General features: G+C 66.8%; 19 protein-coding genes and 3 rRNA genes. 18 read left to right on the forward strand and 4 right to left on the reverse strand.

Annotation, left to right across the window (positions count from 1 at the left end):
- Positions 1–45: 45 nt before the first annotated feature.
- The 6 genes from OG272_RS28775 to proC all read left to right on the forward strand — a co-directional run bounded on the left by OG272_RS28775 (position 46) and on the right by proC (position 5,309).
- The gene (locus tag OG272_RS28775; RefSeq protein ID WP_326579285.1) at positions 46–387 is read left to right on the forward strand and encodes an SH3 domain-containing protein; all 342 of its coding nucleotides are present in this window, start codon (positions 46–48) and stop codon (positions 385–387) included.
- Between the two features lie 466 nt (positions 388–853).
- Positions 854–1,420: an EamA/RhaT family transporter gene (locus OG272_RS28780; RefSeq protein WP_327728322.1), complete on the forward strand. Its 567-nt coding sequence runs from the start codon at positions 854–856 to the stop codon at positions 1,418–1,420.
- Between the two features lie 214 nt (positions 1,421–1,634).
- Complete coding sequence (locus OG272_RS28785; protein ID WP_326579281.1) at positions 1,635–2,444, forward strand: class I SAM-dependent methyltransferase; 810 nt, start codon at positions 1,635–1,637, stop codon at positions 2,442–2,444.
- A gap of 205 nt (positions 2,445–2,649) precedes the next feature.
- Positions 2,650–3,507, forward strand: coding sequence for an ABC transporter ATP-binding protein (locus OG272_RS28790; protein ID WP_405895186.1), 858 nt, complete (start codon positions 2,650–2,652; stop codon positions 3,505–3,507).
- Positions 3,504–4,382 (forward strand): ABC transporter permease, encoded by an 879-nt coding sequence (locus OG272_RS28795; RefSeq protein WP_405895188.1) that lies wholly within the window; start codon positions 3,504–3,506, stop codon positions 4,380–4,382. Before OG272_RS28790 ends, OG272_RS28795 begins: the two co-directional genes overlap by 4 nt.
- A 117-nt stretch (positions 4,383–4,499) precedes the next feature.
- Positions 4,500–5,309, forward strand: a complete 810-nt coding sequence (gene proC / locus OG272_RS28800) for a pyrroline-5-carboxylate reductase (RefSeq protein WP_326579275.1) — start codon at positions 4,500–4,502, stop codon at positions 5,307–5,309.
- Positions 5,310–5,321: 12 nt separating this feature from the next.
- Here proC and trpS read toward each other — a convergent pair whose 3' ends face one another.
- Entirely contained in the window at positions 5,322–6,317 is a 996-nt protein-coding gene (gene trpS / locus OG272_RS28805; protein ID WP_326579273.1) for a tryptophan--tRNA ligase, read from the reverse strand.
- An 846-nt stretch (positions 6,318–7,163) separates the two neighbouring features.
- Between trpS and OG272_RS28810 the strand changes: the two genes are divergently transcribed.
- The 11 genes from OG272_RS28810 to OG272_RS28860 all read left to right on the forward strand — a co-directional run bounded on the left by OG272_RS28810 (position 7,164) and on the right by OG272_RS28860 (position 19,580).
- Positions 7,164–8,690: ribosomal RNA gene (locus OG272_RS28810) — 16S ribosomal RNA — on the forward strand.
- 307 nt (positions 8,691–8,997) lie between these two features.
- A 23S ribosomal RNA gene (locus tag OG272_RS28815) occupies positions 8,998–12,119 on the forward strand.
- Positions 12,120–12,215: 96 nt separating this feature from the next.
- A 5S ribosomal RNA gene (gene rrf, locus OG272_RS28820) occupies positions 12,216–12,332 on the forward strand.
- Together the 16S, 23S and 5S rRNA genes form the textbook arrangement of a ribosomal RNA operon.
- Positions 12,333–12,393: 61 nt before the next feature.
- Positions 12,394–13,038: an HAD family hydrolase gene (locus OG272_RS28825; RefSeq protein WP_405895190.1), complete on the forward strand. Its 645-nt coding sequence runs from the start codon at positions 12,394–12,396 to the stop codon at positions 13,036–13,038.
- Positions 13,039–13,092: 54 nt separating this feature from the next.
- On the forward strand, positions 13,093–14,328 hold the full coding sequence (locus OG272_RS28830) for an MFS transporter (protein WP_326579269.1): 1,236 nt from the start codon (positions 13,093–13,095) through the stop codon (positions 14,326–14,328).
- Positions 14,279–15,454 (forward strand): acetoin utilization protein AcuC, encoded by a 1,176-nt coding sequence (locus OG272_RS28835; protein ID WP_327728317.1) that lies wholly within the window; start codon positions 14,279–14,281, stop codon positions 15,452–15,454. The genes OG272_RS28830 and OG272_RS28835 overlap by 50 nt, the downstream gene beginning before the upstream one ends.
- A gap of 215 nt (positions 15,455–15,669) precedes the next feature.
- Positions 15,670–16,485, forward strand: coding sequence for a phosphatase (locus tag OG272_RS28840; RefSeq protein ID WP_328506384.1), 816 nt, complete (start codon positions 15,670–15,672; stop codon positions 16,483–16,485).
- 129 nt (positions 16,486–16,614) lie between these two features.
- Complete coding sequence (locus OG272_RS28845) at positions 16,615–16,827, forward strand: helix-turn-helix domain-containing protein (RefSeq protein WP_004984898.1); 213 nt, start codon at positions 16,615–16,617, stop codon at positions 16,825–16,827.
- 168 nt (positions 16,828–16,995) lie between these two features.
- A complete protein-coding gene (locus tag OG272_RS28850; RefSeq protein ID WP_003948845.1) occupies positions 16,996–17,094 on the forward strand; it encodes a 30S ribosomal protein bS22 in 99 nt (32 codons plus the stop codon).
- A gap of 324 nt (positions 17,095–17,418) precedes the next feature.
- Positions 17,419–18,486 (forward strand): NAD-dependent epimerase/dehydratase family protein, encoded by a 1,068-nt coding sequence (locus OG272_RS28855; protein ID WP_327728315.1) that lies wholly within the window; start codon positions 17,419–17,421, stop codon positions 18,484–18,486.
- Positions 18,487–18,500: 14 nt separating this feature from the next.
- Positions 18,501–19,580, forward strand: coding sequence for a lysophospholipid acyltransferase family protein (locus tag OG272_RS28860; RefSeq protein ID WP_326579242.1), 1,080 nt, complete (start codon positions 18,501–18,503; stop codon positions 19,578–19,580).
- Between the two features lie 70 nt (positions 19,581–19,650).
- On the opposite strand, the gene OG272_RS28865 is transcribed toward OG272_RS28860, so the two are convergent.
- The 3 genes from OG272_RS28865 to OG272_RS28875 all read right to left on the reverse strand — a co-directional run bounded on the left by OG272_RS28865 (position 19,651) and on the right by OG272_RS28875 (position 23,353).
- Positions 19,651–20,877, reverse strand: a complete 1,227-nt coding sequence (locus OG272_RS28865; RefSeq protein WP_327728314.1) for a DUF5667 domain-containing protein — start codon at positions 20,875–20,877, stop codon at positions 19,651–19,653.
- Positions 20,878–21,171: 294 nt separating this feature from the next.
- Entirely contained in the window at positions 21,172–21,999 is an 828-nt protein-coding gene (locus OG272_RS28870; protein ID WP_326579238.1) for an ECF subfamily RNA polymerase sigma factor, BldN family, read from the reverse strand.
- Positions 22,000–22,417: 418 nt separating this feature from the next.
- Positions 22,418–23,353 (reverse strand): HAD-IB family hydrolase, encoded by a 936-nt coding sequence (locus tag OG272_RS28875; protein ID WP_326579236.1) that lies wholly within the window; start codon positions 23,351–23,353, stop codon positions 22,418–22,420.
- A 197-nt stretch (positions 23,354–23,550) separates the two neighbouring features.
- On the opposite strand from OG272_RS28875, the gene OG272_RS28880 reads away from it, so the two are divergent.
- On the forward strand, positions 23,551–23,832 hold the full coding sequence (locus tag OG272_RS28880; protein WP_326579234.1) for a glutaredoxin family protein: 282 nt from the start codon (positions 23,551–23,553) through the stop codon (positions 23,830–23,832).
- The last annotated feature ends 247 nt before the right edge of the window (positions 23,833–24,079 follow it).

Consider the following 24,079-nt stretch of genomic DNA (forward strand, 5'->3'; position numbering starts at 1 on the left):
GATCAAACGGGGTTTAACGGGGTTTCAAACGGGGGGAGTTCAGCCATGTCTGTCGAGCATGTCGAAGAGATCGCGGGGGACGGCGAGGGGGAGCGGACGGCCACGGTCTCGGCCACCGCCGCGACGGTGACGGCAGCCGTTCGCTACTACTCGGTCGCTCCGGGCGTCCGCGTCAACGTCCGCAGCGGTCCGAGCACCAGCTACGGCATCGTCCGCGTCCTCGCCGAGGGCGCCAGGGTGCCGATCTACTGCCAGACCCCGGGCCAGACCATCACCGGCCCCTACGGCACCACCAACGTCTGGGACAACATCGACGACGGCCAGTACATCTCCGACGCCTACGTCTACACCGGCAGCGACGGCTACGTGGCGGGACGCTGCGGCTGACGGACGAGGGTGCGGCCGGGCGGTGCCGACGGGAGCGGCGCGCGGCACGGAGAACGTCGCGGTACCGCACGGGTACCGCGACGAAGCCGCCGGGATCCCGGGACGGCGGTCGGCATCGCCGCCAGGTATGGGGACGAGGGCGCGGTACCCCGTGAGGCCGCCTCGCGCTGCCGCCGGGTGTCACCGTGAAGTCACCTGACGCTGCTGCGTGGCGTCACTGCGGGGCCGCCTTGCACCGCCGCCGTGCGACACTGCGGAGTCGTCTGACCCGACGCTTGCTTGCACCTCGAGATCGTGTGGTGCCGCCGTGAAGCCCGTCGCGTATCGCCCGAGGCCGTGTGGTGTCGCCGTGCAGTCGTCAAATACCACCCGCGGTCGTCTGTCCCGCCCCCGATGCCGCCAGGTATCACCGCCCGCCTCCGATGCCGCCGCGAGACCGCTCCCACCCCAGCGCCATAATCGACCCGTGAGCGACGAACCGAAGAACACCCGGGCGGAGCAGGAGCCGCAGCAGCCGCAAGAGCCGCAGAAGCCGTCCCAGCTCCAGGCGCCCTCGGCGACCCAGGCGACCCCCACGGGCCCTCGCCCCGAGCCCATCCGTTTCTTCGGGACGACCTGGCTGAACCACGACGGCACCTACACGGCCCGCCGCGTGACCGTCACCGCCGGCTCGCTCGCCGCCCTGGTCGTCTCCGGCCTGGTGCTGCGCCTGGCCTACGAGGGCCTGCAACTGGCCTCGGTCGGCGGATTCGTCAGCATCCTGGTCGTCATCATGTTCGCCACCTGCAGCGCCCTGGCCTTCGGTCACACCTGGGGTTCCTTCACCCAACGCCCCGACCCGGCCCGCCAGTCCTCCCTACGAGGCCTCCTCACCATCGGCTTTCTCGGCTCCCTGACCGCCTACTTCCTCCGCTCCCTGAAGGAGGCCCCGGGCGAGTCCCTCCACCGCGGGGAATACACGACGGCCCGCCAGCAGTACGACCGCCGCACAGCCAAGCGCACACGGAACCCAGCGAAGCGGAACCGCAGCTAAGCCGCCCGAGGACACAGCGCCCCTTCAGGGGCGCGGGGAACTGCGCGAGCAACCACGACGAACCCGCACCTGGGGGTCGAAGGGGCAGAGCCCCTGGATGGGGGCACCTCCCGCTCGAGCGAAGCCGAGAGTGGGGGAGGGACGGGCAGCGGCGGCGGGGGCGGGGGCGAAGAACCCTCCCCCAACACCACCCCGCCAAGCCACCATGGTCCCCATGACCTCCTCCCACCCCCGCCCCCACCCCTCCCACACCACCCGAGCCCACTCCACCCGAGCCCACTCCTTCAACACCGCCGCAGCCCAGTACGCGGCGAACCGCCCCTCCTACCCGCCCACCCTCTTCGACACCATCGAATCCCTGGCCCCCCGCCCCCTCCCCGGCTCCCGCACCATCGACGTAGGCGCCGGCACCGGCATATCCACCACCCTCCTCCACACCCGAGGCGCCCACGTCCTCGCCGTGGAACCCGGCGCGGGCATGGCCGCCCAGTTCCGCCGCACCCACCCCCACCTCCCCCTGGTCCGAGGCGACGGCAACGCCCTCCCCGTCGCCACCGCCTCCACCGACCTCCTGACCTACGCCCAGTCCTGGCACTGGACCGACCCGACCCGCTCGGTCCCGGAAGCCCTCCGCGTACTCCGCCCCGGCGGCGCACTCGCCCTGTGGTGGAACACCGACGCCGTCGACGTCCCCTGGATCGCCGACGCCACCACCCGCATCCACCACTTCCTCGGCGTGGACCCCGACATCCCGATCGAGAAGAGCGGCTCCGGCGCGGCCGCCGCCCTCACCGACACCGCCGGCCGCCTCGACTTCACCCGCCGTCAGATCCGCTGGAGCCGCGAGGTCCCGCTCGACACCCACCTGGCCAACATCGCCAGCCACTCGGCGTTCCTGGTCCTCGGCGAAGAAGCCACCGCCGAGTTTTTCACCGAGGAACGAGCCCACCTCCGCAAGCTCTTCCCGACCGAAACCATCGAAGAGATCTACGACGTAGACCTACTCCTGGCCATCCGCCCCTGAACCGGTTCCCGGTTCCTCCTCCAGCCGCCCCCTGGCCCCACCCCCCGACATCTCCCCTCAGCCATCCCTCCCCCTCTCCACAACCGCGCCCCCGCCCGCACGCGCCCCTCCCTTCCTCTCAGCCGCCGCACACCGCCGCGCCGCCCCGTACCGAACCCGCGCCACCTCCCTTGACGAGGCACCCACCCTACGCAATATTCATCGCATGATGAATTACTCTCCGAAGGAGCCCCCACCCCAACCTCCCGCCCCCGCCGACTCCCCTCCGCTCCCCGCCATCCACGCCCGGAACCTCACCGTCACCCGAGGCCCCCGCACGGTCCTCCGCGACCTCGACTTCGCCGTCCCCCAAGGCCAGATCACCGGTCTCCTCGGCCCCTCCGGCTGCGGCAATTCCACCCTGATGCGAGCGATCGTCGGAACCCAGGCCAAGGTCACCGGAACCCTGAACGTCCTCGGCCACCCCGCGGGCGACGCCACCCTCCGCTCCCGCATCGGCTACGTCACCCAGGCCCCCTCGGTCTACGACGACCTGACCGTCCGCCAGAACCTCGCCTACTTCGCCGCGATCCTCGACCCCGGCCGCGCCGCCGCCGACCGCCGCCACGAGCACGTCACCCGGGCCATCGCCGACGTGGACCTCGCCACCCACGCCGACGCCCTCGCCGGCAACCTCTCCGGCGGCCAACGCAGCCGCGTCTCCCTGGCGGTGGCCCTACTCGGCGCTCCCGAGCTCCTGGTCCTCGACGAGCCCACCGTCGGCCTGGACCCAGTCCTCCGCCGCGAACTCTGGACCCTCTTCCACACCATCGCCGCCGACCGCCGGGCCACCCTCCTGATCTCCTCCCACGTCATGGACGAGGCCGAGCGCTGCCACCGCCTCCTCCTCATGCGCGCGGGCGAGATCCTCGCCGACGACACCCCCGAGGCCCTCCGCACCCGCACCCACGCGGAGACAGTCGAAGCGGCCTTCCTCCGCCTGGTCGACGAGGCCACCGCGACCACGACCGACACCACGACCCCGGCCGCGACCGACGCACACCAGAAGGAGCCGGCGCGATGACCGCGACACCGAACGCAGACACGCCAACAGAGCAGAAGAACCAGACGAGGCCGAAGACAAAGGCGGGGAAGGCAAGGACAGGGGAGCCCGCCACCCTCGCGGCCGCCCACGCCCACGCCCACGCCCACCCCCGGCCCCTCAGCTACTCCCGCACGACCGCCACCGCAGCCCGAGTCCTACGCCAACTCGGCCACGACCCCCGCACGATCGCCCTGCTGATCCTCATCCCGTGCGTGATGCTGTTCCTGCTGCGCTACGTCTTCGACGGCAGCCCACGCGTCTTCGACTCCATCGGCGCCTCGCTCCTCGGCATCTTCCCGCTGATCACGATGTTCCTGGTCACCTCGATCGCGACCCTGCGCGAACGCACCTCCGGCACCCTGGAACGCCTCCTCTCCATGCCCCTCGGCAAGGGAGACCTCATCGCCGGCTACGCCCTGGCCTTCGGCACCCTGGCGATCATCCAGTCCGCCCTCGCCACGGGTCTCGCCGTCTGGTTCCTGGACCTGGACGTCACCGGCTCACCCTGGCTCCTCCTGATCGTCGCCCTCCTCGACGCCCTGCTGGGAACCGCCCTCGGCCTCTTCGTCTCGGCCTTCGCCGCCTCCGAATACCAGGCCGTCCAGTTCATGCCGGCCGTGATCTTCCCCCAGCTCCTCCTCTGCGGCCTGTTCACCCCCCGCCCCGACATGCACCCCGCTCTGGAAGCCGTCTCCGACGTCCTCCCCATGTCCTACGCCGTCGACGGTATGAACGAAGTCCTCCTCCACACCGACATGACCGCCGACTTCGTACGCGACATCGCGATCGTCGCCGGCTGCGCCCTTCTGGTCCTGACCCTGGGAGCGGCCACCCTGCGGCGCCGGACGACCTAGCCCCACCCTCGGGCACCCGTCCATCCCCGGCGTTCCGCCCACCGGACACCAAAGCCACACCCCCACCCCCAATGCGAGGATGACCCCAGGACGACGCACCCCGGAGGGCACCCGCACATGAGCCAGAAAGTCGCAGTCCTCGGCACCGGCAAGATCGGCGAGGCCCTGCTCAGCGGCATGATCCGAGCGGGCTGGGCGCCCGCGGACCTCCTGGTCACCGCCCGCCGCCCCGAACGCGCCGAAGAGCTCCGCACCCGCTACGGCGTCACCCCGGTCACCAACGCCGAGGCCGCGAAGACCGCCGACACGCTCATCCTCACCGTCAAGCCCCAGGACATGGCCACCCTCCTGGACGAACTCGCCCCGCACACCCCCGCCGACCGCCTGGTCGTCAGCGGCGCGGCGGGCATCCCCACCTCCTTCTTCGAGGAGCGCCTGGCCGCAGGCACCCCCGTCGTCCGCGTTATGACGAACACCCCTGCCCTCGTCGACGAGGCCATGTCCGTCATCTCCGCCGGCAGCCACGCGAGCGAGGCCGATCTCGCGCACGCCGAAGAGATCTTCGGCGCCGTCGGCAAGACACTCCGCGTCCCCGAATCCCAGCAGGACGCCTGCACCGCCCTCTCCGGCTCCGGCCCGGCGTACTTCTTCTACCTGGTCGAGGCCATGACCGACGCGGGCATCCTCCTCGGCCTGCCCAGGGACAAGGCCCACGACCTCATCGTCCAGTCCGCCATCGGCGCGGCCACGATGCTCCGCGACAGCGGCGAACACCCCGTCAAGCTCCGCGAGAACGTCACCTCTCCCGCCGGCACGACGATCAGTGCCATCCGCGAACTCGAGAACCACGGGGTACGCGCCGCACTGATCGCCGCCCTGGAGGCCGCCCGCGACCGCAGCCGCGAACTGGCCTCCGGCAACAACTGACGCCGCCCGCGGTCAACCGGCCAGAAGACCGATCGCCCGATACGCCTCATCCACCCTCGGTCGAGCCATCTCTCTGGCCTTCTCCGCACCCGACCGCAGCACCCCCTCCACATACGCAGGATCCGCGCACAACTCCTTGTGCCTCTCCTGTACGGGTCTGAGGAGCTCGACCACGGCCTCTGCGGTGTCCTTCTTCAGTGCTCCGTACGATTCATATACACCGCTCAGGTCCTCGGGGTTCCCACCCTCACAGGCCGCGAGGATCTCCAACAGGTTCGCAAGCCCCGGCCGCTCCTCCCGGTCGTAGACGACGTCCCGCCCGCTGTCGGTCACGGCCCGCATGACCTTCCTCCGCACCACATCCGGTTCGTCCAGCAGATAGACGATCCCCGGCCCGACGTCGTCGGTCTTCCCCATCTTCGACGTCGGGTCCTGCAGGTTCATCACCCGCGCCCCGACCTTCGGAGGAGTGGCCCGAGGCACCACGAACGTGTGCCCGTACCTCTGGTTGAACCGCACCGCCAGATCCCGAGTCAGCTCCACATGCTGTGTCTGGTCGTCCCCGACGGGCACCTCGTCGGTCCCGTACGCCAGGATGTCCGCCGCCATCAGCACGGGATACGTCAGCAGCGACAGCCGGACACTCCCACCCCGCTCCCGCTCCCGCGCGGCTTTCTCCCGGTACTGGATCATCCGCCGCATCTCGCCGTCCGTGGCCACGCACTCCAGCAGATACGACAACCGCGCGTGCTCATCCACATGGCTCTGTACGAAGACGGTGCACAGCTCCGGATCCAGCCCCGACGCCAACAACAGGGTCGCCGCCTGCCGACTGAGCCTGCGCACCCGCGCCGGATCGTGGTCCACGGTCAGCGCGTGCAGATCCACGACGCAGAACAACGCGTCCGTCCGGTGCTGGTCGACCTCGGCCCACCGCCGCACGGCCCCCAGGTAGTTCCCCAGCGTCAGATGCCCCGTCGGCTTGACCCCGCTGAAGACCCGTGTCATCTCTCCACCTCCTGCTCAGGACCGCCGCCACCGGCCGGCCGCCCCTCAGGAGGGAGAAACGAGAACGGCCGCCGGGGCGGCGGCCGTCGAGTGCATACGTGAGCACGGCCGCCGTCAGGCGGCCCACCACTGCTGGTGACACGTACGCGTAGTCATGGGGGCCAGGCTACGCCGCGGGCAGACCGGCCGACAGCGAGTTGACACACCCCGGGCCCATACGTAGTGTTCTCCGGGTTGTCCGACGTGAGCGCCGACCTCGGTCGGTCCCCGGACAGCCATTCGCAGGTAACCACCAACAACCGACGATCCGTCGTCGTGCCCTTGGCATGTGTATTTGCGAAATGAGGAATCCGTGTTCGAAAGGGCGCGGCCCCCGATTAGCTCGGGAGCCGGGAATCCGCTAAAGTCTCACTCGTCGGAACGGCCCAACAGCCGCGAAGACAACTCCCGCTGACTGGGAATCAGGCCCGAAAGGATCTGATAGAGTCGGAACCGCCGGAAAGGGAAACGCGGAAGCGGAAACCTGGAAAGCACCGAGGAAATCGGATCGGAAAACGATCTGATAGAGTCGGAAACGCAAGACCGAAGGGAAACTGCCCGGAGGAAAGCCCGAGAGTAGCTTGGGTGAGTACAAAGGAAGCGTCCGTTCCTTGAGAACTCAACAGCGTGCCAAAAATCAACGCCAGATATGTTGATACCCCGTTCCCGGCCGGTTATCGGTTGGGGCGAGGTTCCTTTGAAGTAAAACACAGCGAGGACGCTGTGAACGGTCGGGCTTATTCCGCCTGACTGTTCCGCTCTCGTGGTGTCGACCCGCGCTTTTCATTAAGCACAGTCGGGAAAACATTCACGGAGAGTTTGATCCTGGCTCAGGACGAACGCTGGCGGCGTGCTTAACACATGCAAGTCGAACGATGAACCACTTCGGTGGGGATTAGTGGCGAACGGGTGAGTAACACGTGGGCAATCTGCCCTTCACTCTGGGACAAGCCCTGGAAACGGGGTCTAATACCGGATACAACACTCTCGGGCATCCGATGAGTGTGGAAAGCTCCGGCGGTGAAGGATGAGCCCGCGGCCTATCAGCTTGTTGGTGAGGTAACGGCTCACCAAGGCGACGACGGGTAGCCGGCCTGAGAGGGCGACCGGCCACACTGGGACTGAGACACGGCCCAGACTCCTACGGGAGGCAGCAGTGGGGAATATTGCACAATGGGCGAAAGCCTGATGCAGCGACGCCGCGTGAGGGATGACGGCCTTCGGGTTGTAAACCTCTTTCAGCAGGGAAGAAGCGAAAGTGACGGTACCTGCAGAAGAAGCGCCGGCTAACTACGTGCCAGCAGCCGCGGTAATACGTAGGGCGCGAGCGTTGTCCGGAATTATTGGGCGTAAAGAGCTCGTAGGCGGTCTGTCGCGTCGGATGTGAAAGCCCGGGGCTTAACCCCGGGTCTGCATTCGATACGGGCAGACTAGAGTGTGGTAGGGGAGATCGGAATTCCTGGTGTAGCGGTGAAATGCGCAGATATCAGGAGGAACACCGGTGGCGAAGGCGGATCTCTGGGCCATTACTGACGCTGAGGAGCGAAAGCGTGGGGAGCGAACAGGATTAGATACCCTGGTAGTCCACGCCGTAAACGGTGGGAACTAGGTGTTGGCGACATTCCACGTCGTCGGTGCCGCAGCTAACGCATTAAGTTCCCCGCCTGGGGAGTACGGCCGCAAGGCTAAAACTCAAAGGAATTGACGGGGGCCCGCACAAGCAGCGGAGCATGTGGCTTAATTCGACGCAACGCGAAGAACCTTACCAAGGCTTGACATACACCGGAAACGGCCAGAGATGGTCGCCCCCTTGTGGTCGGTGTACAGGTGGTGCATGGCTGTCGTCAGCTCGTGTCGTGAGATGTTGGGTTAAGTCCCGCAACGAGCGCAACCCTTGTTCTGTGTTGCCAGCATGCCCTTCGGGGTGATGGGGACTCACAGGAGACTGCCGGGGTCAACTCGGAGGAAGGTGGGGACGACGTCAAGTCATCATGCCCCTTATGTCTTGGGCTGCACACGTGCTACAATGGCAGGTACAATGAGCTGCGAAGCCGTGAGGCGGAGCGAATCTCAAAAAGCCTGTCTCAGTTCGGATTGGGGTCTGCAACTCGACCCCATGAAGTCGGAGTTGCTAGTAATCGCAGATCAGCATTGCTGCGGTGAATACGTTCCCGGGCCTTGTACACACCGCCCGTCACGTCACGAAAGTCGGTAACACCCGAAGCCGGTGGCCCAACCCCTTGTGGGAGGGAGCTGTCGAAGGTGGGACTGGCGATTGGGACGAAGTCGTAACAAGGTAGCCGTACCGGAAGGTGCGGCTGGATCACCTCCTTTCTAAGGAGCATCTAGGTCTCGCAAGAGATCCAGAGCCACTACGCAGGCAAATGTTCTGCGGTGGTCAGCTCAAGGGTGGAACGTTGATTATTCGACCGGTTCACGGGTCGGAGGCTGTGAGTACTGTCCGCAAGGGCGTGGAAAGCATGATCTCCCGACGTCGATCGGGTCGGGCACGCTGTTGGGTGTCTGAGGGTATGGCCGTATGGCTGCCTTCAGTGCCGACCCCGGTAAAAATCCGTGTGAGCGGGTTGTGACGGGTGGTTGGTCGTTGTTTGAGAACTGCACAGTGGACGCGAGCATCTGTGGCCAAGTTTTTAAGGGCGCACGGTGGATGCCTTGGCACCAGGAACCGATGAAGGACGTGGGAGGCCGCGATAGGCCCCGGGGAGTCGTCAACCAGGCTTTGATCCGGGGGTGTCCGAATGGGGAAACCCGGCAGTCGTCATGGGCTGTCACCCTTGCCTGAACACATAGGGCAAGTGGAGGGAACGCGGGGAAGTGAAACATCTCAGTACCCGCAGGAAGAGAAAACAACCGTGATTCCGGGAGTAGTGGCGAGCGAAACCGGATGAGGCCAAACCGTATGCGTGTGAGACCCGGCAGGGGTTGCGTATACGGGGTTGTGGGATCTCTCTTGATCAGTCTGCCGGCTGGTCGGCGAGTCAGAAACCGTATGGGTAGGCGAAGGACATGCGAAAGGTCCGGCGTAGAGGGTAAGACCCCCGTAGCTGAAATCTGTACGGCTCGTTTGAGAGACACCCAAGTAGCACGGGGCCCGAGAAATCCCGTGTGAATCTGGCGGGACCACCCGCTAAGCCTAAATATTCCCTGGTGACCGATAGCGGATAGTACCGTGAGGGAATGGTGAAAAGTACCGCGGGAGCGGAGTGAAATAGTACCTGAAACCGTGTGCCTACAAGCCGTGGGAGCGTCGGATATGTGCTTGCACATATCTCGTGACTGCGTGCCTTTTGAAGAATGAGCCTGCGAGTTTGCGGTGTGTTGCGAGGTTAACCCGGGTGGGGTAGCCGTAGCGAAAGCGAGTCCGAACAGGGCGACTTTAGTAGCACGCTCAAGACCCGAAGCGGAGTGATCTAGCCATGGGCAGGTTGAAGCGGAGGTAAGACTTCGTGGAGGACCGAACCCACCAGGGTTGAAAACCTGGGGGATGACCTGTGGTTAGGGGTGAAAGGCCAATCAAACTCCGTGATAGCTGGTTCTCCCCGAAATGCATTTAGGTGCAGCGTCGTGTGTTTCTTGCCGGAGGTAGAGCACTGGATAGGCGATGGGCCCTACCGGGTTACTGACCTTAGCCAAACTCCGAATGCCGGTAAGTGAGAGCGCGGCAGTGAGACTGTGGGGGATAAGCTCCATGGTCGAGAGGGAAACAGCCCAGAGCATCGACTAAGGCCCCTAAGCGTACGCTAAGTGGGAAAGGATGTGGAGTCGCACAGACAACCAGGAGGTTGGCTTAGAAGCAGCCACCCTTGAAAGAGTGCGTAATAGCTCACTGGTCTAGTGATTCCGCGCCGACAATGTAGCGGGGCTCAAGCGTACCGCCGAAGTCGTGTCATTCCAGCACATACCCCCAACGGGGGCTGGGATGGGTAGGGGAGCGTCGTGTGCCGGGTGAAGCAGCCGCGGAAGCGAGTTGTGGACGGTTCACGAGTGAGAATGCAGGCATGAGTAGCGATACACACGTGAGAAACGTGTGCGCCGATTGACCAAGGGTTCCTGGGTCAAGCTGATCTGCCCAGGGTAAGTCGGGACCTAAGGCGAGGCCGACAGGCGTAGTCGATGGATAACCGGTTGATATTCCGGTACCCGCTGTGAAGCGTCAAACATTGAACCAGGCGATGCTAAGTCCGTGAAGCCGTCCCGGACCCTTCGGGGAAAGGGAAGTGGTGGAGCCGACGGACCAGACTTGCAGTAGGTGAGTGATGGGGTGACGCAGGAAGGTAGTCCATCCCGGGCGGTGGTTGTCCCGGGGTAAGGGTGTAGGACGTCAGGTAGGTAAATCCGCCTGGCAATAGTCTGAGACCTGATGCCGAGCCGATTGTGGTGAAGTGGATGATCCTATGCTGTCGAGAAAAGCCTCTAGCGAGTTTCATGGCGGCCCGTACCCTAAACCGACTCAGGTGGTCTGGTAGAGAATACCGAGGCGTTCGGGTGAACTATGGTTAAGGAACTCGGCAAAATGCCCCCGTAACTTCGGGAGAAGGGGGGCCATCACTGGTGAGAGGACGTGCTCCTCGAGCTGGGGGTGGCCGCAGAGACCAGCGAGAAGCGACTGTTTACTAAAAACACAGGTCCGTGCGAAGCCGTAAGGCGATGTATACGGACTGACGCCTGCCCGGTGCTGGAACGTTAAGGGGACCGGTTAGTCACTCTTCGGGGTGGCGAAGCTGAGAACTTAAGCGCCAGTAAACGGCGGTGGTAACTATAACCATCCTAAGGTAGCGAAATTCCTTGTCGGGTAAGTTCCGACCTGCACGAATGGCGTAACGACTTCTCGACTGTCTCAACCATAGGCCCGGTGAAATTGCACTACGAGTAAAGATGCTCGTTTCGCGCAGCAGGACGGAAAGACCCCGGGACCTTTACTACAGTTTGATATTGGTGTTCGGTTCGGCTTGTGTAGGATAGCTGGGAGACTGTGAACTCTGGACGCCAGTTCAGGGGGAGTCGTCGTTGAAATACCAGTCTGGTCGTGCTGGATGTCTAACCTGGGTCCGTGATCCGGATCAGGGACAGTGTCTGATGGGTAGTTTAACTGGGGCGGTTGCCTCCCAAAGGGTAACGGAGGCGCCCAAAGGTTCCCTCAGCCTGGTTGGCAATCAGGTGTTGAGTGTAAGTGCACAAGGGAGCTTGACTGTGAGACCGACGGGTCGAGCAGGGACGAAAGTCGGGACTAGTGATCCGGCGGTGGCTTGTGGAAGCGCCGTCGCTCAACGGATAAAAGGTACCCCGGGGATAACAGGCTGATCTTCCCCAAGAGTCCATATCGACGGGATGGTTTGGCACCTCGATGTCGGCTCGTCGCATCCTGGGGCTGGAGTCGGTCCCAAGGGTTGGGCTGTTCGCCCATTAAAGCGGTACGCGAGCTGGGTTTAGAACGTCGTGAGACAGTTCGGTCCCTATCCGCTGCGCGCGCAGGAATATTGAGAAGGGCTGTCCCTAGTACGAGAGGACCGGGACGGACGAACCTCTGGTGTGCCAGTTGTTCTGCCAAGGGCATGGCTGGTTGGCTACGTTCGGGAGGGATAACCGCTGAAAGCATCTAAGCGGGAAGCCTGCTTCGAGATGAGTATTCCCACCCACTTGATGGGGTAAGGCTCCCAGTAGACGACTGGGTTGATAGGCCAGATATGGAAGCCCGGTAACGGGTGGAGTTGACTGGTACTAATAGGCCGAGGGCTTGTCCTCAGTTGCTCGCGTCCACTGTGTTGGTTCTGAAACCACGAACAACCCCATTCCCTTGTTTGGTCACGGGGGATGGTGCGGTTGAGTGTTTCATAGTGTTTCGGTGGTCATAGCGTGAGGGAAACGCCCGGTTACATTCCGAACCCGGAAGCTAAGCCTTACAGCGCCGATGGTACTGCAGGGGGGACCCTGTGGGAGAGTAGGACGCCGCCGAACAAATATTGCGAAAACCCCCGTCGGGAAACCGGCGGGGGTTTTCTGCGTTTAGGGTCGAGTCATGCGCTATGACCTCGTGATCTTCGACAATGACGGTGTTCTCGTGGACAGCGAGCCGATCTCCAACCGGATTCTCGCCGACTACCTCACCGAACTCGGACACCCGACCTCGTACGAGGAGTCCATCCGGGACTACATGGGGTCGGCCATGCACCGGATTCACGAGCTTGTCTTGGAGCGGACCGGCGAGGCACTGCCGGGGGAGTTCGACGACGTCTTCCACCAGCGCGTGTTCGCCGCGTTCGAGCGGGAGTTGGAACCCGTACCGGGTGTGGTCGCGGTGCTGGAGAAGCTGGTCGCGGACGAGGTGCCGTACTGCGTGGCGTCGTCCGGGAGCCATGAGCGGATCCGGGTGGGGCATCGGACGACCGGGCTCGACCGGTGGTTCGGGGAGGGGCTCGTGTTCAGTTCTCAGGACGTGGGGCGGGGCAAGCCGGCGCCGGATCTCTTCCTGCACGCGGCCGAGCGGATGGGCGTTCCACCGCAGAGGTGTGCCGTCGTCGAGGACAGCCCCCTCGGGGTACGGGCCGGGCTCGCGGCCGGGATGGATGTGTACGGGTATGTGGCGATGACGCCCGCCGGGAAGCTGGCCGGAGCCAGGGGGTACTTCTCGGACATGGGAGAGCTGCCCGGCCTGCTTAGTTGAGCAGTATTCAACTTCCTCTACCCATCAGTAGGTCGTGCCCCCTACTGTGCCGCCATGACAGATGTGCTGCGGCGCGGTAGGGCCGCGTTGGCGTTCAGCTTCTTCGCTCAGGGTGTCGCCTTCGCGCTGCTCGTGACGCGGATTCCGGCCATTCAGGACCGGTACGGGGTCTCCGACGCGCTGTTGCCGCTCTTCCTCGCCGCCGTGCCGATCCTCGCAGGGGTCGGCAGTGTCGGCACCGAGCACCTCGTGAAGAAGGTGCCGCCGAGCCGGGTGCTGCGGTGGTCCCAGCCCGTCGTGCTCCTGGCGCTGCTCGGCGTGGGGGCCGGTGAGCAGCTGGTCGTGCTCGGTGCCTCACTGGCGGCCTTCGGGCTGGCGGTCGGGGCGCTCGACGCGTCCATGAACATGCTCGGGGTGAGTCTGCAGCGGTCGTACGGGCGGAGCATCATGCTCGGCTTCCACGCCGTGTACAGCCTGGGTGGGATAGCCGGGGCCTCGCTGGCGTGGGTGGGGGCGCACTGGGATGTGCCGCTGCTCCCGTTGTATCTGCCGGTGGTGATCGCGCTGCTGCCGGCCGCCTTGGCGGGGAGCCGGTGGTATGTCGACGGGGGACGCCTCGATGACCCCGGAACCGCCGAGGGCAAGGCCCCGACCACCGGTGCGGAGGGCGGGAACGTCGCCTTCAAGATGCTGCTGCCGCTCTGTCTGGTGATGTGCTTCGCGTACATCGGGGACTCGACCGTCTCCAACTGGAGTGCGAAGTATCTGCAGGACGTGCTCGGGAGTTCCGACCAGCTGTCGACCGTTCCGTACAACGTCTATATGGTCACCACGCTGATCGGGCGGTCCCTCGGGGACTTCGGGGTGCGGAAGTTCGGGGCCGTGACCGTCGTGCGGGCCGGGGCGCTGGTGGCGGCCGTCGGGTTCGCCGTGGTGGCGGGGGCGCCGGGGGCCTGGGTGGGGATGCTCGGGTTCACGCTGCTGGGACTCGGGCTGTGTGTGCTGGTGCCGCAGACGTTCGCGGCGGCGGGGCGGCTGTTCCCCGGAGCTTCGGATGCGGCCGTCGCTCGGCTGAATATCTTCAACTATGTCGGCTTCTTGATCGGTTCTCCGTTGGTGGGGGCGGTGGGAGACCTCTGGAGCTACCGCGGGGCGATGCTCATACCGATGGTCCTGGTGCTGGTGACGTTGGTGTACGCCCGGTCGTTCGAGACTGAACCGGACCGATACGGTGGCGGGCATGAGCGGCCGCGCACAGCTGATGTGGGACGAGGCAGTAACGGGCTATGACTTCGGTCCGGACCATCCGATGGATCCGGTTCGGCTGGCGCTGACCCGGAGCCTGGTGAGTGCCTTCGGGCTCGACCGGGAGATGGACGTCGTCTCGGCGAAGCCGGCGGGGGAGTCGACCCTGCGGCTGGTGCATCGCGAGGACTATGTGGCCGCGGTCAAGGCCGCTTCCGCGGACCCCGGGGGTGCGGACGGCGCGTACGGGCTCGGCACCCTGGACGATCCGGCCTTCGCCGGGATGCACGAGGTGTCCGCACTCATCGCGGGGCAGTCGGTGGGGGCGGCGGAGGCCGTGTGGCGGGGGGACGCGCTGCACGCGGTGAACTTCGCGGGCGGGCTGCATCACGCGATGCCCGGAGGTGCCTCGGGGTTCTGTATCTACAACGACGCGTCGATCGCCATCGCCCGGCTGCTGGAGCTGGGCGCCGAGCGGGTCGCGTACGTGGATGTCGACGTTCATCACGGGGACGGGGTGCAGGCGGCGTTCTGGGAGGATCCGCGGGTTCTGACGATCTCGTTGCACGAGCATCCCCGGACCCTGTTCCCGCAGACCGGGTGGCCGGAGGAGACCGGGGCCTCGTCGAGCGCGGAGGGGTCGGCCGTGAACGTGGCGCTGCCGGCGGGGACCGGGGACGCGGGGTGGGTGCGGGCGTTCCACGCGGTGGTGCCCGAGCTGATCGCCGACTTCCGGCCGCAGGTGCTGGTGACCCAGCACGGGGCCGACACGCACTTCGAGGATCCGTTGGCGCATCTGGCCGTGTCGTTGGACGCGCAGCGGGCGGTGCAGGTGGCTCTGCACGAGCTGGCCCATGAGTACGCCGACGGGCGGTGGGTCGCGCTCGGTGGGGGCGGGTACGCGGTGGTGGATGTGGTGCCGCGGTCGTGGACGCATCTGGTGGCGATCGCGGCGGGGCGGGAGATCGCGCCGGAGAGGGTGATTCCCGAGGAGTGGCGGCAGCAGGTGTTCGCTCGTACGCGGCAGTTGGCGCCGGCGCGGATGACCGATGGGCGGTGGCCGGTGTCCTGGGCGGGCTGGGAGGCGGGGTACGACCCCGCGGATCGGTTGGACCAGGCGGTGCTCGCTGCGCGGAAGGCCGTGTTTCCGTTGCGGGGGTTGTTGCCGTAGCGGGTGTTCTCGCCCCCGCCGCCCCTACCCGTCCCATCCAGGGGCTGTGCCCCTTCGCCCCTCCCGTCAAAGACTCGGGGCTCCGCCCCGGACGCCGTTCGCGTAGTTCCCCGCGCCCCTGAAAGACGGGCGGTGCCACGGTGTTGTTAGGCCAACTGTGTGGTTCGGGCGGGGATTTGGCCGTGGTGGGCCGAGCGGTACGTCAGCATCGGGGCGTGGTGAGTGGTGGGGCGTTGCGGGAGCACCTGGTGGCTGCCGGGCTGGCCGGGCGGGTCGGCACTTCTCGGGAAGCGAGTCTGCGGAGTTACCGGTTGTTCGCGGCCCGGGACCCTCGGTTTTTGATCGGGCTTGATCCTGAACTGTCCTGGCGGCAGCGGGATGTGCTCGATCTGATGGCGGAGAAGTGCGGGGTTTCGGCCGATCCGGGGTGCACGACAGGGCAGGATGTGATTGATCCGGAGCGCACGATGGGGGCGCTGGACCGCTTCGCGGAACGTGTCGCGGCGGTCGCTCGGAGTGGTGGAGCGGTGCTCTTCGGGACCGGGCACCCGCACCGGCTGATCGGGTTCTACGGTGCGTTGGCGGACGCTTTGTCGGCGGCGGGGTGTGAGGTTCTCACCCCTGCGACGGGTAGACGTGTCGACATAACGACCCGGTTCGGTCTACGCACGTACAACCTCGACTACGCACGAGGAGTCGCTCACGTCCGGGAGGCGACCGCCTTGCGCTCCGGTTGTGCGACCGGCGTGCACACGCATTCACCGCTCCCGGTTCGGACCGTTCTGGCGGCCGCGGCGGAGGCCGGCGGGCCGCTCCCGCAACTCGTGGTGGGGGACCACGGATGGGTCTGCGGGGCAGGTCAGCTGGGGTTCGAGGCGATCGGTCTCGCCGATACGGACGATCCGGCGCCCTTCGTGGGGGAGGCGGAGGGGCGCGTGTCCGTCGCCGTTCCACTTGATGACGGTGTGCGGTCTGATTACTACCGACCACTGACCCGCTACGTACTCAATCGGGCGTGTCTGTCACAGTAGGCCGCCGATGGCATCCCCTCTTCCCCACTCGCATCACCCGCCCCTACATTGGGGAGTGAGCACGCAACGACGAAGAGTCACCGGAAGGGGAAGCCGGTGGCCGTCGAGTGCGGAAGGTTCAGGTGTGTCATGGCTGCAGCTGGCGAGAGGCCTCTGAACGAGGTTCAGTTCCTGACCGTGGCGGAAGTCGCCTCGGTGATGCGAGTGTCCAAGATGACCGTGTACCGCTTGGTGCACAGCGGTCATCTGCCGGCGATCCGGGTGGGCAGGTCCTTCCGGGTGCCGGAGCAAGCGGTACACGAGTACCTCCGCGAGAGCTATGTGGGGGTGGAGACGGCCTGACGGCCACCGGTGCCGAGGGGCTCCCGGAGGCCCTGCGAGACCTCCGGGATACCCGAGGCGCCCCCTCGATTACGACCTCAGCGCTCGGACGGGTAGGCTGGCCCCTTGTAGGTCGTATGGGCCCATGGCGCCCAAACACCGAGTGATGAGAAGTGAGCGAGGGTAGTCGTGGGCTCTGTTATCAAGAAGCGGCGCAAGCGGATGGCTAAGAAGAAGCACCGCAAGCTGCTCAAGCGCACCCGCGTTCAGCGTCGCAACAAGAAGTAAGGCGGTCCGGCCCCGGAAGGGGTCCTGGCCGGCCCCCCTCGCGTAAGGGGGTCGTACGCCTTGCTTTCTTGCGCGAGCGCTGTTGAGAGCGCGTTGCCGCGACCCCCCACCGAAAGCGGTGGGGGGTCGCGGTGTTTTCGCCGGTCATCGCCTTCGCCGGTCATTGTTTTTTTGCCGGTCGTTGACGGGGTCGCGGTCACCACAGTGCAACATCGACCCGCTAACGTGGCCGCACACGGGGAACACGGAGAACGCGGAGAACGCGGCAGAGTACGAGCAGAGTTACGCCTATGTGAGCCGACGTCTGGAAGGAAGGCGCTGATCTTGGGGAAGGTCGTGCTCGTCACCGGTGTGGCCCGTCAGCTGGGGGGCCGCTTCGTGCGGCGGATCCAGCGTGACCCGCAGGTCGACCGGGTCATCGCGGTGGACGCGGTGCCGCCCGGACACCATCTGGGTGGCGCGGACTTCGTGCAGGCCGACATCCGTCAGCCGGCCATAGCCCGGCTGCTGGCCGAGCACAACGTGGACACCGTGGTGCACATGGACGTCACGGGCACCCCGCTGGGCAGCGGCGGCCGGGCCACGCTCAAGGAGACCAACGTCATCGGCACCATGCAGCTGCTCGGTGCCTGCCAGAAGTCCCCGTTGATCAAGCGGCTGGTCGTGAAGTCGAGTACGAACGTGTACGGGTCCGCACCGCGTGACCCGGCCGTGTTCACCGAGACCACGCCGGCCAAGTCGCTGCCCAGCGGCGGCTTCGCCAAGGACACTGTCGAGGTGGAGGGCTACGTCCGCGGATTCGCCCGGCGGCGGCCCGATGTGGCCGTGTGCGTGCTGCGGTTCGCGAACATCCTCGGACCGAGCGCCGACTCGCCGCTCGCCTCGTACTTCTCGCTGCCGGTGCTGCCGACCGTGCTGGGCTACGACCCGCGGCTGCAGTTCGTGCACGAGGACGACGTGATCGAGGTGCTGCGGATCGCCTCGCACGAGCCGGAGCGGGGCACGCTCAACAGCGGCACGTTCAACATCGCGGGCGACGGTGTCCTGCTGCTCTCGCAGTGCGCGCGGCGCCTCGGCCGGCCGACGGTGCCGCTGCTGATGCCGGCGGTCAGCTGGGTCGGCTCCATGGTCCGGACGCTGGGCTTCACCGACTTCTCGCCGGAGCAGCTGCGGCTGCTGACCCACGGGCGGGTCGTGTCGACGAACCAGATGCGCGAGACGCTGGGCTACCGGGCGAGGTACACGACCGCGGAGACGTTCGCGGACTTCGCGCGCAGCAGGGGGCCCGGCCTCCTGCCCCCCGAGGCCCTCGCCGGGGCCATCGACCGGATCGCCGCCCTGCCCGTGCCCGTACCGGGCGACGGCCACCCCCCGACGCAGAGCGCCAACTGAGGAGCGCATCAACGATGGCGGATGCCAAGGTCATTCCGTTCGACGACGACCGGACGCGCGGAGGCGCCGTGCAGCGCACGCCGCGCCGCCGTAGTACGGGGAGCCGGCGCAAGGGCGAGAGCGCGGTCGTCCGGGACGTCCGTGAATCCGGCGAGGTCCAGGCCCTCCCGGGACGGCCGACCAGCACCGATGATGTCCCTGTGACACGGGAGAAGCCGGAGCCGCCCCAGGAGGCCGCCGAGGCACAGGACGGCGGCGGGCTGGAGCGACAGATCGCGGGTGGTCTCGCGTTCCTGCGCAAGCGGCTCACCGGTGACTACGAGATCGACGACTTCGGCTACGACGCCGAGCTCACCGACCAGGTGCTGATGTCCCTGCTGCGGCCGGTGTACGAGAAGTACTTCCGGGTCGAGGTGAAGGGCATCGAGAACATCCCGACGGACGGCGGCGCCCTGATCGTCGCCAACCACTCGGGGACGCTGCCGCTGGACGGCCTGATGATGCAGGTCGCCGTCCACGACAACCATCCCGCCGGGCGGCATCTGCGGCTGCTCGCGGCGGACCTGGTCTTCATGCTGCCGGTGGTCAACCAACTGGCCCGCAAGCTCGGCCACACCCTCGCGTGCGCGGAGGACGCCTCACGGCTGCTGGAGCAGGGCGAGCTGGTCGGGGTCATGCCGGAGGGCTTCAAGGGCCTCGGCAAGCCCTTCGGCGACCGGTACAAGCTGCAGCGCTTCGGCCGTGGCGGCTTCGTCTCCACCGCTCTGCGGTCCGGTACGCCGATCATCCCGTGCTCGATCGTGGGCGCGGAGGAGATCTACCCGATGATCGGGAACTCGAAGACGATCGCCCGGCTCCTCGGCTTCCCGTACTTCCCGATCACGCCGACGTTCCCGTGGCTCGGCCCGCTGGGCGCGGTCCCGCTGCCGACGAAGTGGACCATCCAGTTCGGCGAGCCCATCCCGACGGACGGCTATCCGCCGGAGGCCGCCGAGGATCCGATGCTGATGTTCAACCTGACCGACCAGGTGCGCGAGCAGATCCAGCACACGCTGTACAAGCTGCTGGTGCAGCGCCGGTCGGTGTTCTTCTAGCGGTTCCGAGCAGACGTACGACGGTGGGGGCGCCCTTCTTCGAGAAGGGCGCCCCCACCGTCGTACAGGCCTAGTTCGTGTCGTCGCCGTCGATGCCCAGGCCGGGCAGGAGGCCCGGGAGGAGGGGCGGGAGGGTGACGTCGGGCTCTTCGGCCGGGGTGGACTTGCCGGTGGACGGGGAGGTGCTGCTGGTGTCGTCCTGGGGCGGGTCCAGGAGGCCGCCGGTGGTGCCGCCGACGAGGCTTTCGCCGCTGCTGTCCGAGGTGGACGGCTTGGGCTTGCTGGTGGTGTCCTCGCTGCCGTCGGCGGAGCCGCCGCTGGCGCTCGGGGCCGGGCGGTCGGGGTCCGTGGTGCCGGGGGAGCCGGTGCCCGTGGAGCGCTGCTTGCCGCCGCCCTGGGTGGGGGGCTGCGGCAGGAGCGACGAGTGCGGGGCGACCTCGTCGTCTATGGCGTCGAAGACCGACGAGACCTGCTGACTCACGTCCCCGAGCTGCACGGGCAGCCGGTCGCGGAGTGAGCCCCAGGCCTCGCGGTGGGACTGGGAGAAGGCCGAGAGTGCCTGGATGGGGCCCAGGGAGCCCGGATCCCGCTCGAAGGCCTCGTGGAGCAGGCGGTGGCCCTCGGAGGCGTCGTGCCGCATCCCGGTGAGGGCGCGGCGGATCTCGCCGAGGGACTCGTGGTCGAGCTGTCCGCTCCGGCCGCGCTCCATGAGGCGGCGGGCCTCGCCGAACCGGGTGGACGCCTGGTCCAGATAGAGCCGGCCCCGGTCGTCGCTGTCGTCGGCCAGGGTGAGCTTCACGTCCTCGATGCCGCGCTTGAGCCCGTAGAGCGAGTCACCGGGCAGGGCGTCCGAGCTGGCGGCGGCCACACCGCCGAAGGCGCTCGCGGCCACACCGACGCTGAGCCCGCCCGCGGCGAGGCCCTTCGTCAGGCGGGACCGTGGTCGCAACTTCCTCAGCGGACTTGCCCGGTGCGCGCCTCGCGCCCTGCCCGATCGCTGCTCGGGCACCGAAGGGTCCGCCTCACGCCCCGGCAGCGTGCCGTCCCGCAGCATGGCTTCCATCGCGGCCACCAACTGGGCGCGATGAACCACCTTGACCTCGGGGTCGAGCACTGGCTTGGGCAGCTCGTCGAGACCGGTGGTGAGGGCCAACAGGCGGCCCTGCTCGGTCTGTTCCGCTGCCGGGGCCGGTGCCGATCCCTCGGGCTGCTCGGCCGCCGTGGCCCGGTCGGACAGCTCCTCCAGGGCCTGGGCGAAGGCGTTCGCCCGCCGGTGCGCCGATACGTTCGCGATCACTGGCGGCACCTCCTCTCGTCATGACGGTCGACTCCCCAGGGGGTCCTGAGGGTTGCACATCCCTGACCGAGCCACACGATCGAGTGATCGGTGTCGGCCAGGCGCGACCACAGGGAGCCTGTATCCCGCACAACGAGCGGCGTGGCACTTGGGTTACGGACGGCGGATGATCGGACGAGGAAGCCAACGTACGTCGACGGAGGGTCAGTTGAGCGCCGCAGAGCGTATGGGGTCGATGCGCCCGGAGCGCCCGGCGCGCTGTGGCTCGGCGGCGGTGGTCCCGGTCGGCGCGGTTCAGCGGGCGTCGTCCGGGAGGAGGCGGGCGAGGGTACGGACCGCGCGGTACTGGAGGGTCTTGATCGCGCCCTCGTTCTTGCCCATGACCCGGGCGGTCTCGGCGACGGAGAGGCCCTGCAGGAAGCGGAGCGTGACGCACTCCTGTTGCTGGGGGTTGAGGCGGCGTACGGCCTCGAGGAGGGCGGCGTTGGAGAGGGACTCCAGGACGGAGTCCTCGGGGGAGCGCTCGACCTCGTTGGCGTCGAGCATCTCGCCGGTGGTGATCTCCAGACGGAACCGGCTGGACTTGAAGTGGTCGGCCACCAGGTTGCGGGCGATCGTCACCAGCCAGGCGCCGAAGTCGCGGCCCTGCCAGGTGAACGTGCCGATGCGGCGCAGGGCGCGCAGGAACGTCTCGCTGGTGAGGTCCTCGGCGGTCGCCTTGCCGCCGACGCGGTAGTAGATGTAGCGGTAGACGGTGTCGCTGTACTGGTCGTACAGACGGCCGAAGGCGTCGGCCTCGCCGGACTGGGCGCGTTCGACGAGGTCCATCATGCGGGCGCTGTCGCTGTCCGCGGCGGGACGGCGGGTGGTCGTGGCGGTGGATCCCGAGCGGCCTCGTCTGCCCGCCCGCCCGTCACCCGACCACCGCCCCTCGACGACAGCGCTTCGCCCTGGCCCCTGCTCGACGCCGTCGGCCAGTGCGTAGCACGGGCCGACGGGCGCGGCGGAGGTGGCGAGGGCGGGGACGGCGTACGCGGTGGGGACGAAGCCGCGCAACAGTTGGTTGACCGTCGCGCGCAGCGTAGCCAGGCCCGAGGCGTCAACCCCGACGTGTGGGTACACGGGACTCCCAGAGGCAGAGCTTCCATCACGTGCAGTGCGGAACCTTTCACCCGTCGTAGCGACGGAGGGGTACCGGTTTGCGTCTGAGGAGAATAACGCTTCGTGCAGGCACTGCTACACCCAGTTGCTCAAATCATCGATTACGTCGCTTCTGTTACTGATTGACGGCTGCTCAAGTGCTGTTTCGCGATCGGTTGTTGATCGATCGGGTTCGTGTTCCGTCTGGGTGCGGGGCGTGTTGTGGTCGGGTGCGGACGTCGTGACTGAGGGGGGTGGAGTGGGGGTAGGACGGCTGGAATGCGGGGTCGCGGGGCCGGACGCGCGAACGCCGGAGGGGCTGGTTTCCCAGCCCCTCCGGCGTTCGAAAAACGACAGACAGTTCAGTTCGAGAAAGTTCAGTTCGAGCAGACGCCCCGGTTCAGCGGCGGCGGCGGTGCAGGGCGATCGCGGCCGCCGTGCCGCCGGCCACCGCGCCCACGCCCGCCGCCGCGGGGAGGCCGACCTTGGCGGCCTTGCGGGCGGTGCGGTAGTCGCGCAGGCGCCAGTCCATGTCGCGGGCGTGCCTGCGGAGTTTGGAGTCGGGATTGATGGCGTACGGGTGGCCCACCAGCGACAGCATCGGGATGTCGTTGTGGGAGTCGCTGTACGCGGCGCAGCGGGAGAGGTCGAGGCCCTCCGCGGCGGCCAGGGCGCGGACGGCCTCGGCCTTCGCGGGGCCGTGCAGCGGCTCGCCGACCAGCTTGCCGGTGTACACGCCGTCGACGGACTCGGCGACCGTGCCCAGGGCGCCGGTCAGACCGAGGCGGCGGGCGATCACCTGGGCGATCTCCACGGGCGCGGCCGTGACGAGCCAGACCTTCTGGCCGGCGTCGAGGTGGGCCTGGGCCAGGGCGCGGGTGCCCGGCCAGATGCGCTCGGCCATGTACTCGTCGTAGATCTCCTCGCCGATGATCGTCAGTTCGGCGACGCGGTGGCCCTGGACGATGGAGAGCGCGGAGTTCTGGGCGTCCTGCATGTGCTCGGGGTCCTCGGACCCCGCCAGCCTGAACCACGCCTGCTGCCAGGCGAATCGGGCGAGGTCGCGGGTCTCGAAGAACTTCCGTTTGTACAGGCCCCGGCCGAAGTGGAAGAGCGAGGCGCCCTGCATGACGGTGTTGTCGAGGTCGAAGAACGCGGCGGCCTTGTCGTCACCGAGGACCGGGAACTCCGGTTCCTGGACGGCGTCGGGCGCGGGGGAGATGTCCTCCAACTCCTGGGAGGACTTGCGCGCTGCCTCCGCAGAGGCCTCGCCTGCCAAAACGCTCCGCGCCGTGGCGGAGCGCCTACGGGGAGTGAGCCATCCGAGAGCGGCCATGGCGTGAGCATAGCCAGTCTGTTCGGCACTTCCGGAGTCGAGAGGTTTGCTGGCTGTGAACTCTCCGCGACCGCGCCGTTAAAGGAGTGATCCCGGCGGCGTGTCCCCGTGCCGACGAAGGGGGAACCGGTGGGAAAAAGGGCAGGTCGTGCGCTTCATGGTGGGGAAGAGGTGTGGATATCCGGTGCGGAGCGACAATGGCCCGCATGAGTGCCATGTTCCGGCGGACGCCGAAGAATTCCGGTGAGCGGCTCGTCACACTGATCGGGAAACCCGGGTGCCATCTGTGCGACGACGCGCAGGCGGTGATCGAGAAGGTCTGCGGTGAGCTGGGCGTTCCCTGGGAGAAGAAGGACATCACCGAGGACGCGGAGCTCCACCGTCAGTACTGGGAGCAGATCCCGGTGGTCCTGGTGGACGGTGCCCAGCACACCTTCTGGCGTGTGAACGAGGAGCGCCTTCGCAAAGCCCTCTCCTAGATGTGACCTGACCGACCAGTCCAAGTGGTCCCAAAAGTCGCTTAGGATCGACGGGCTGGTTGGTCTCGGGGGCGGGATTCGTGAGGAGAGTGTGCGGTTTTGCCCCCGTCGCGCAAGGCGTCAGGTGAGGAACGAAGGTGCGGGTGTGCCGGTTCCGTACGCGTGCGTCGAGTGTGCGTGACCCCGGTCACGTTGGCCGGGCAAATCGGACACCATCTTTGTGCACGCGTTCACAAAGACATAGCCT

This window comes from Streptomyces sp. NBC_00104 (assembly GCF_045160825.1).
Taxonomy (GTDB): domain Bacteria; phylum Actinomycetota; class Actinomycetes; order Streptomycetales; family Streptomycetaceae; genus Streptomyces.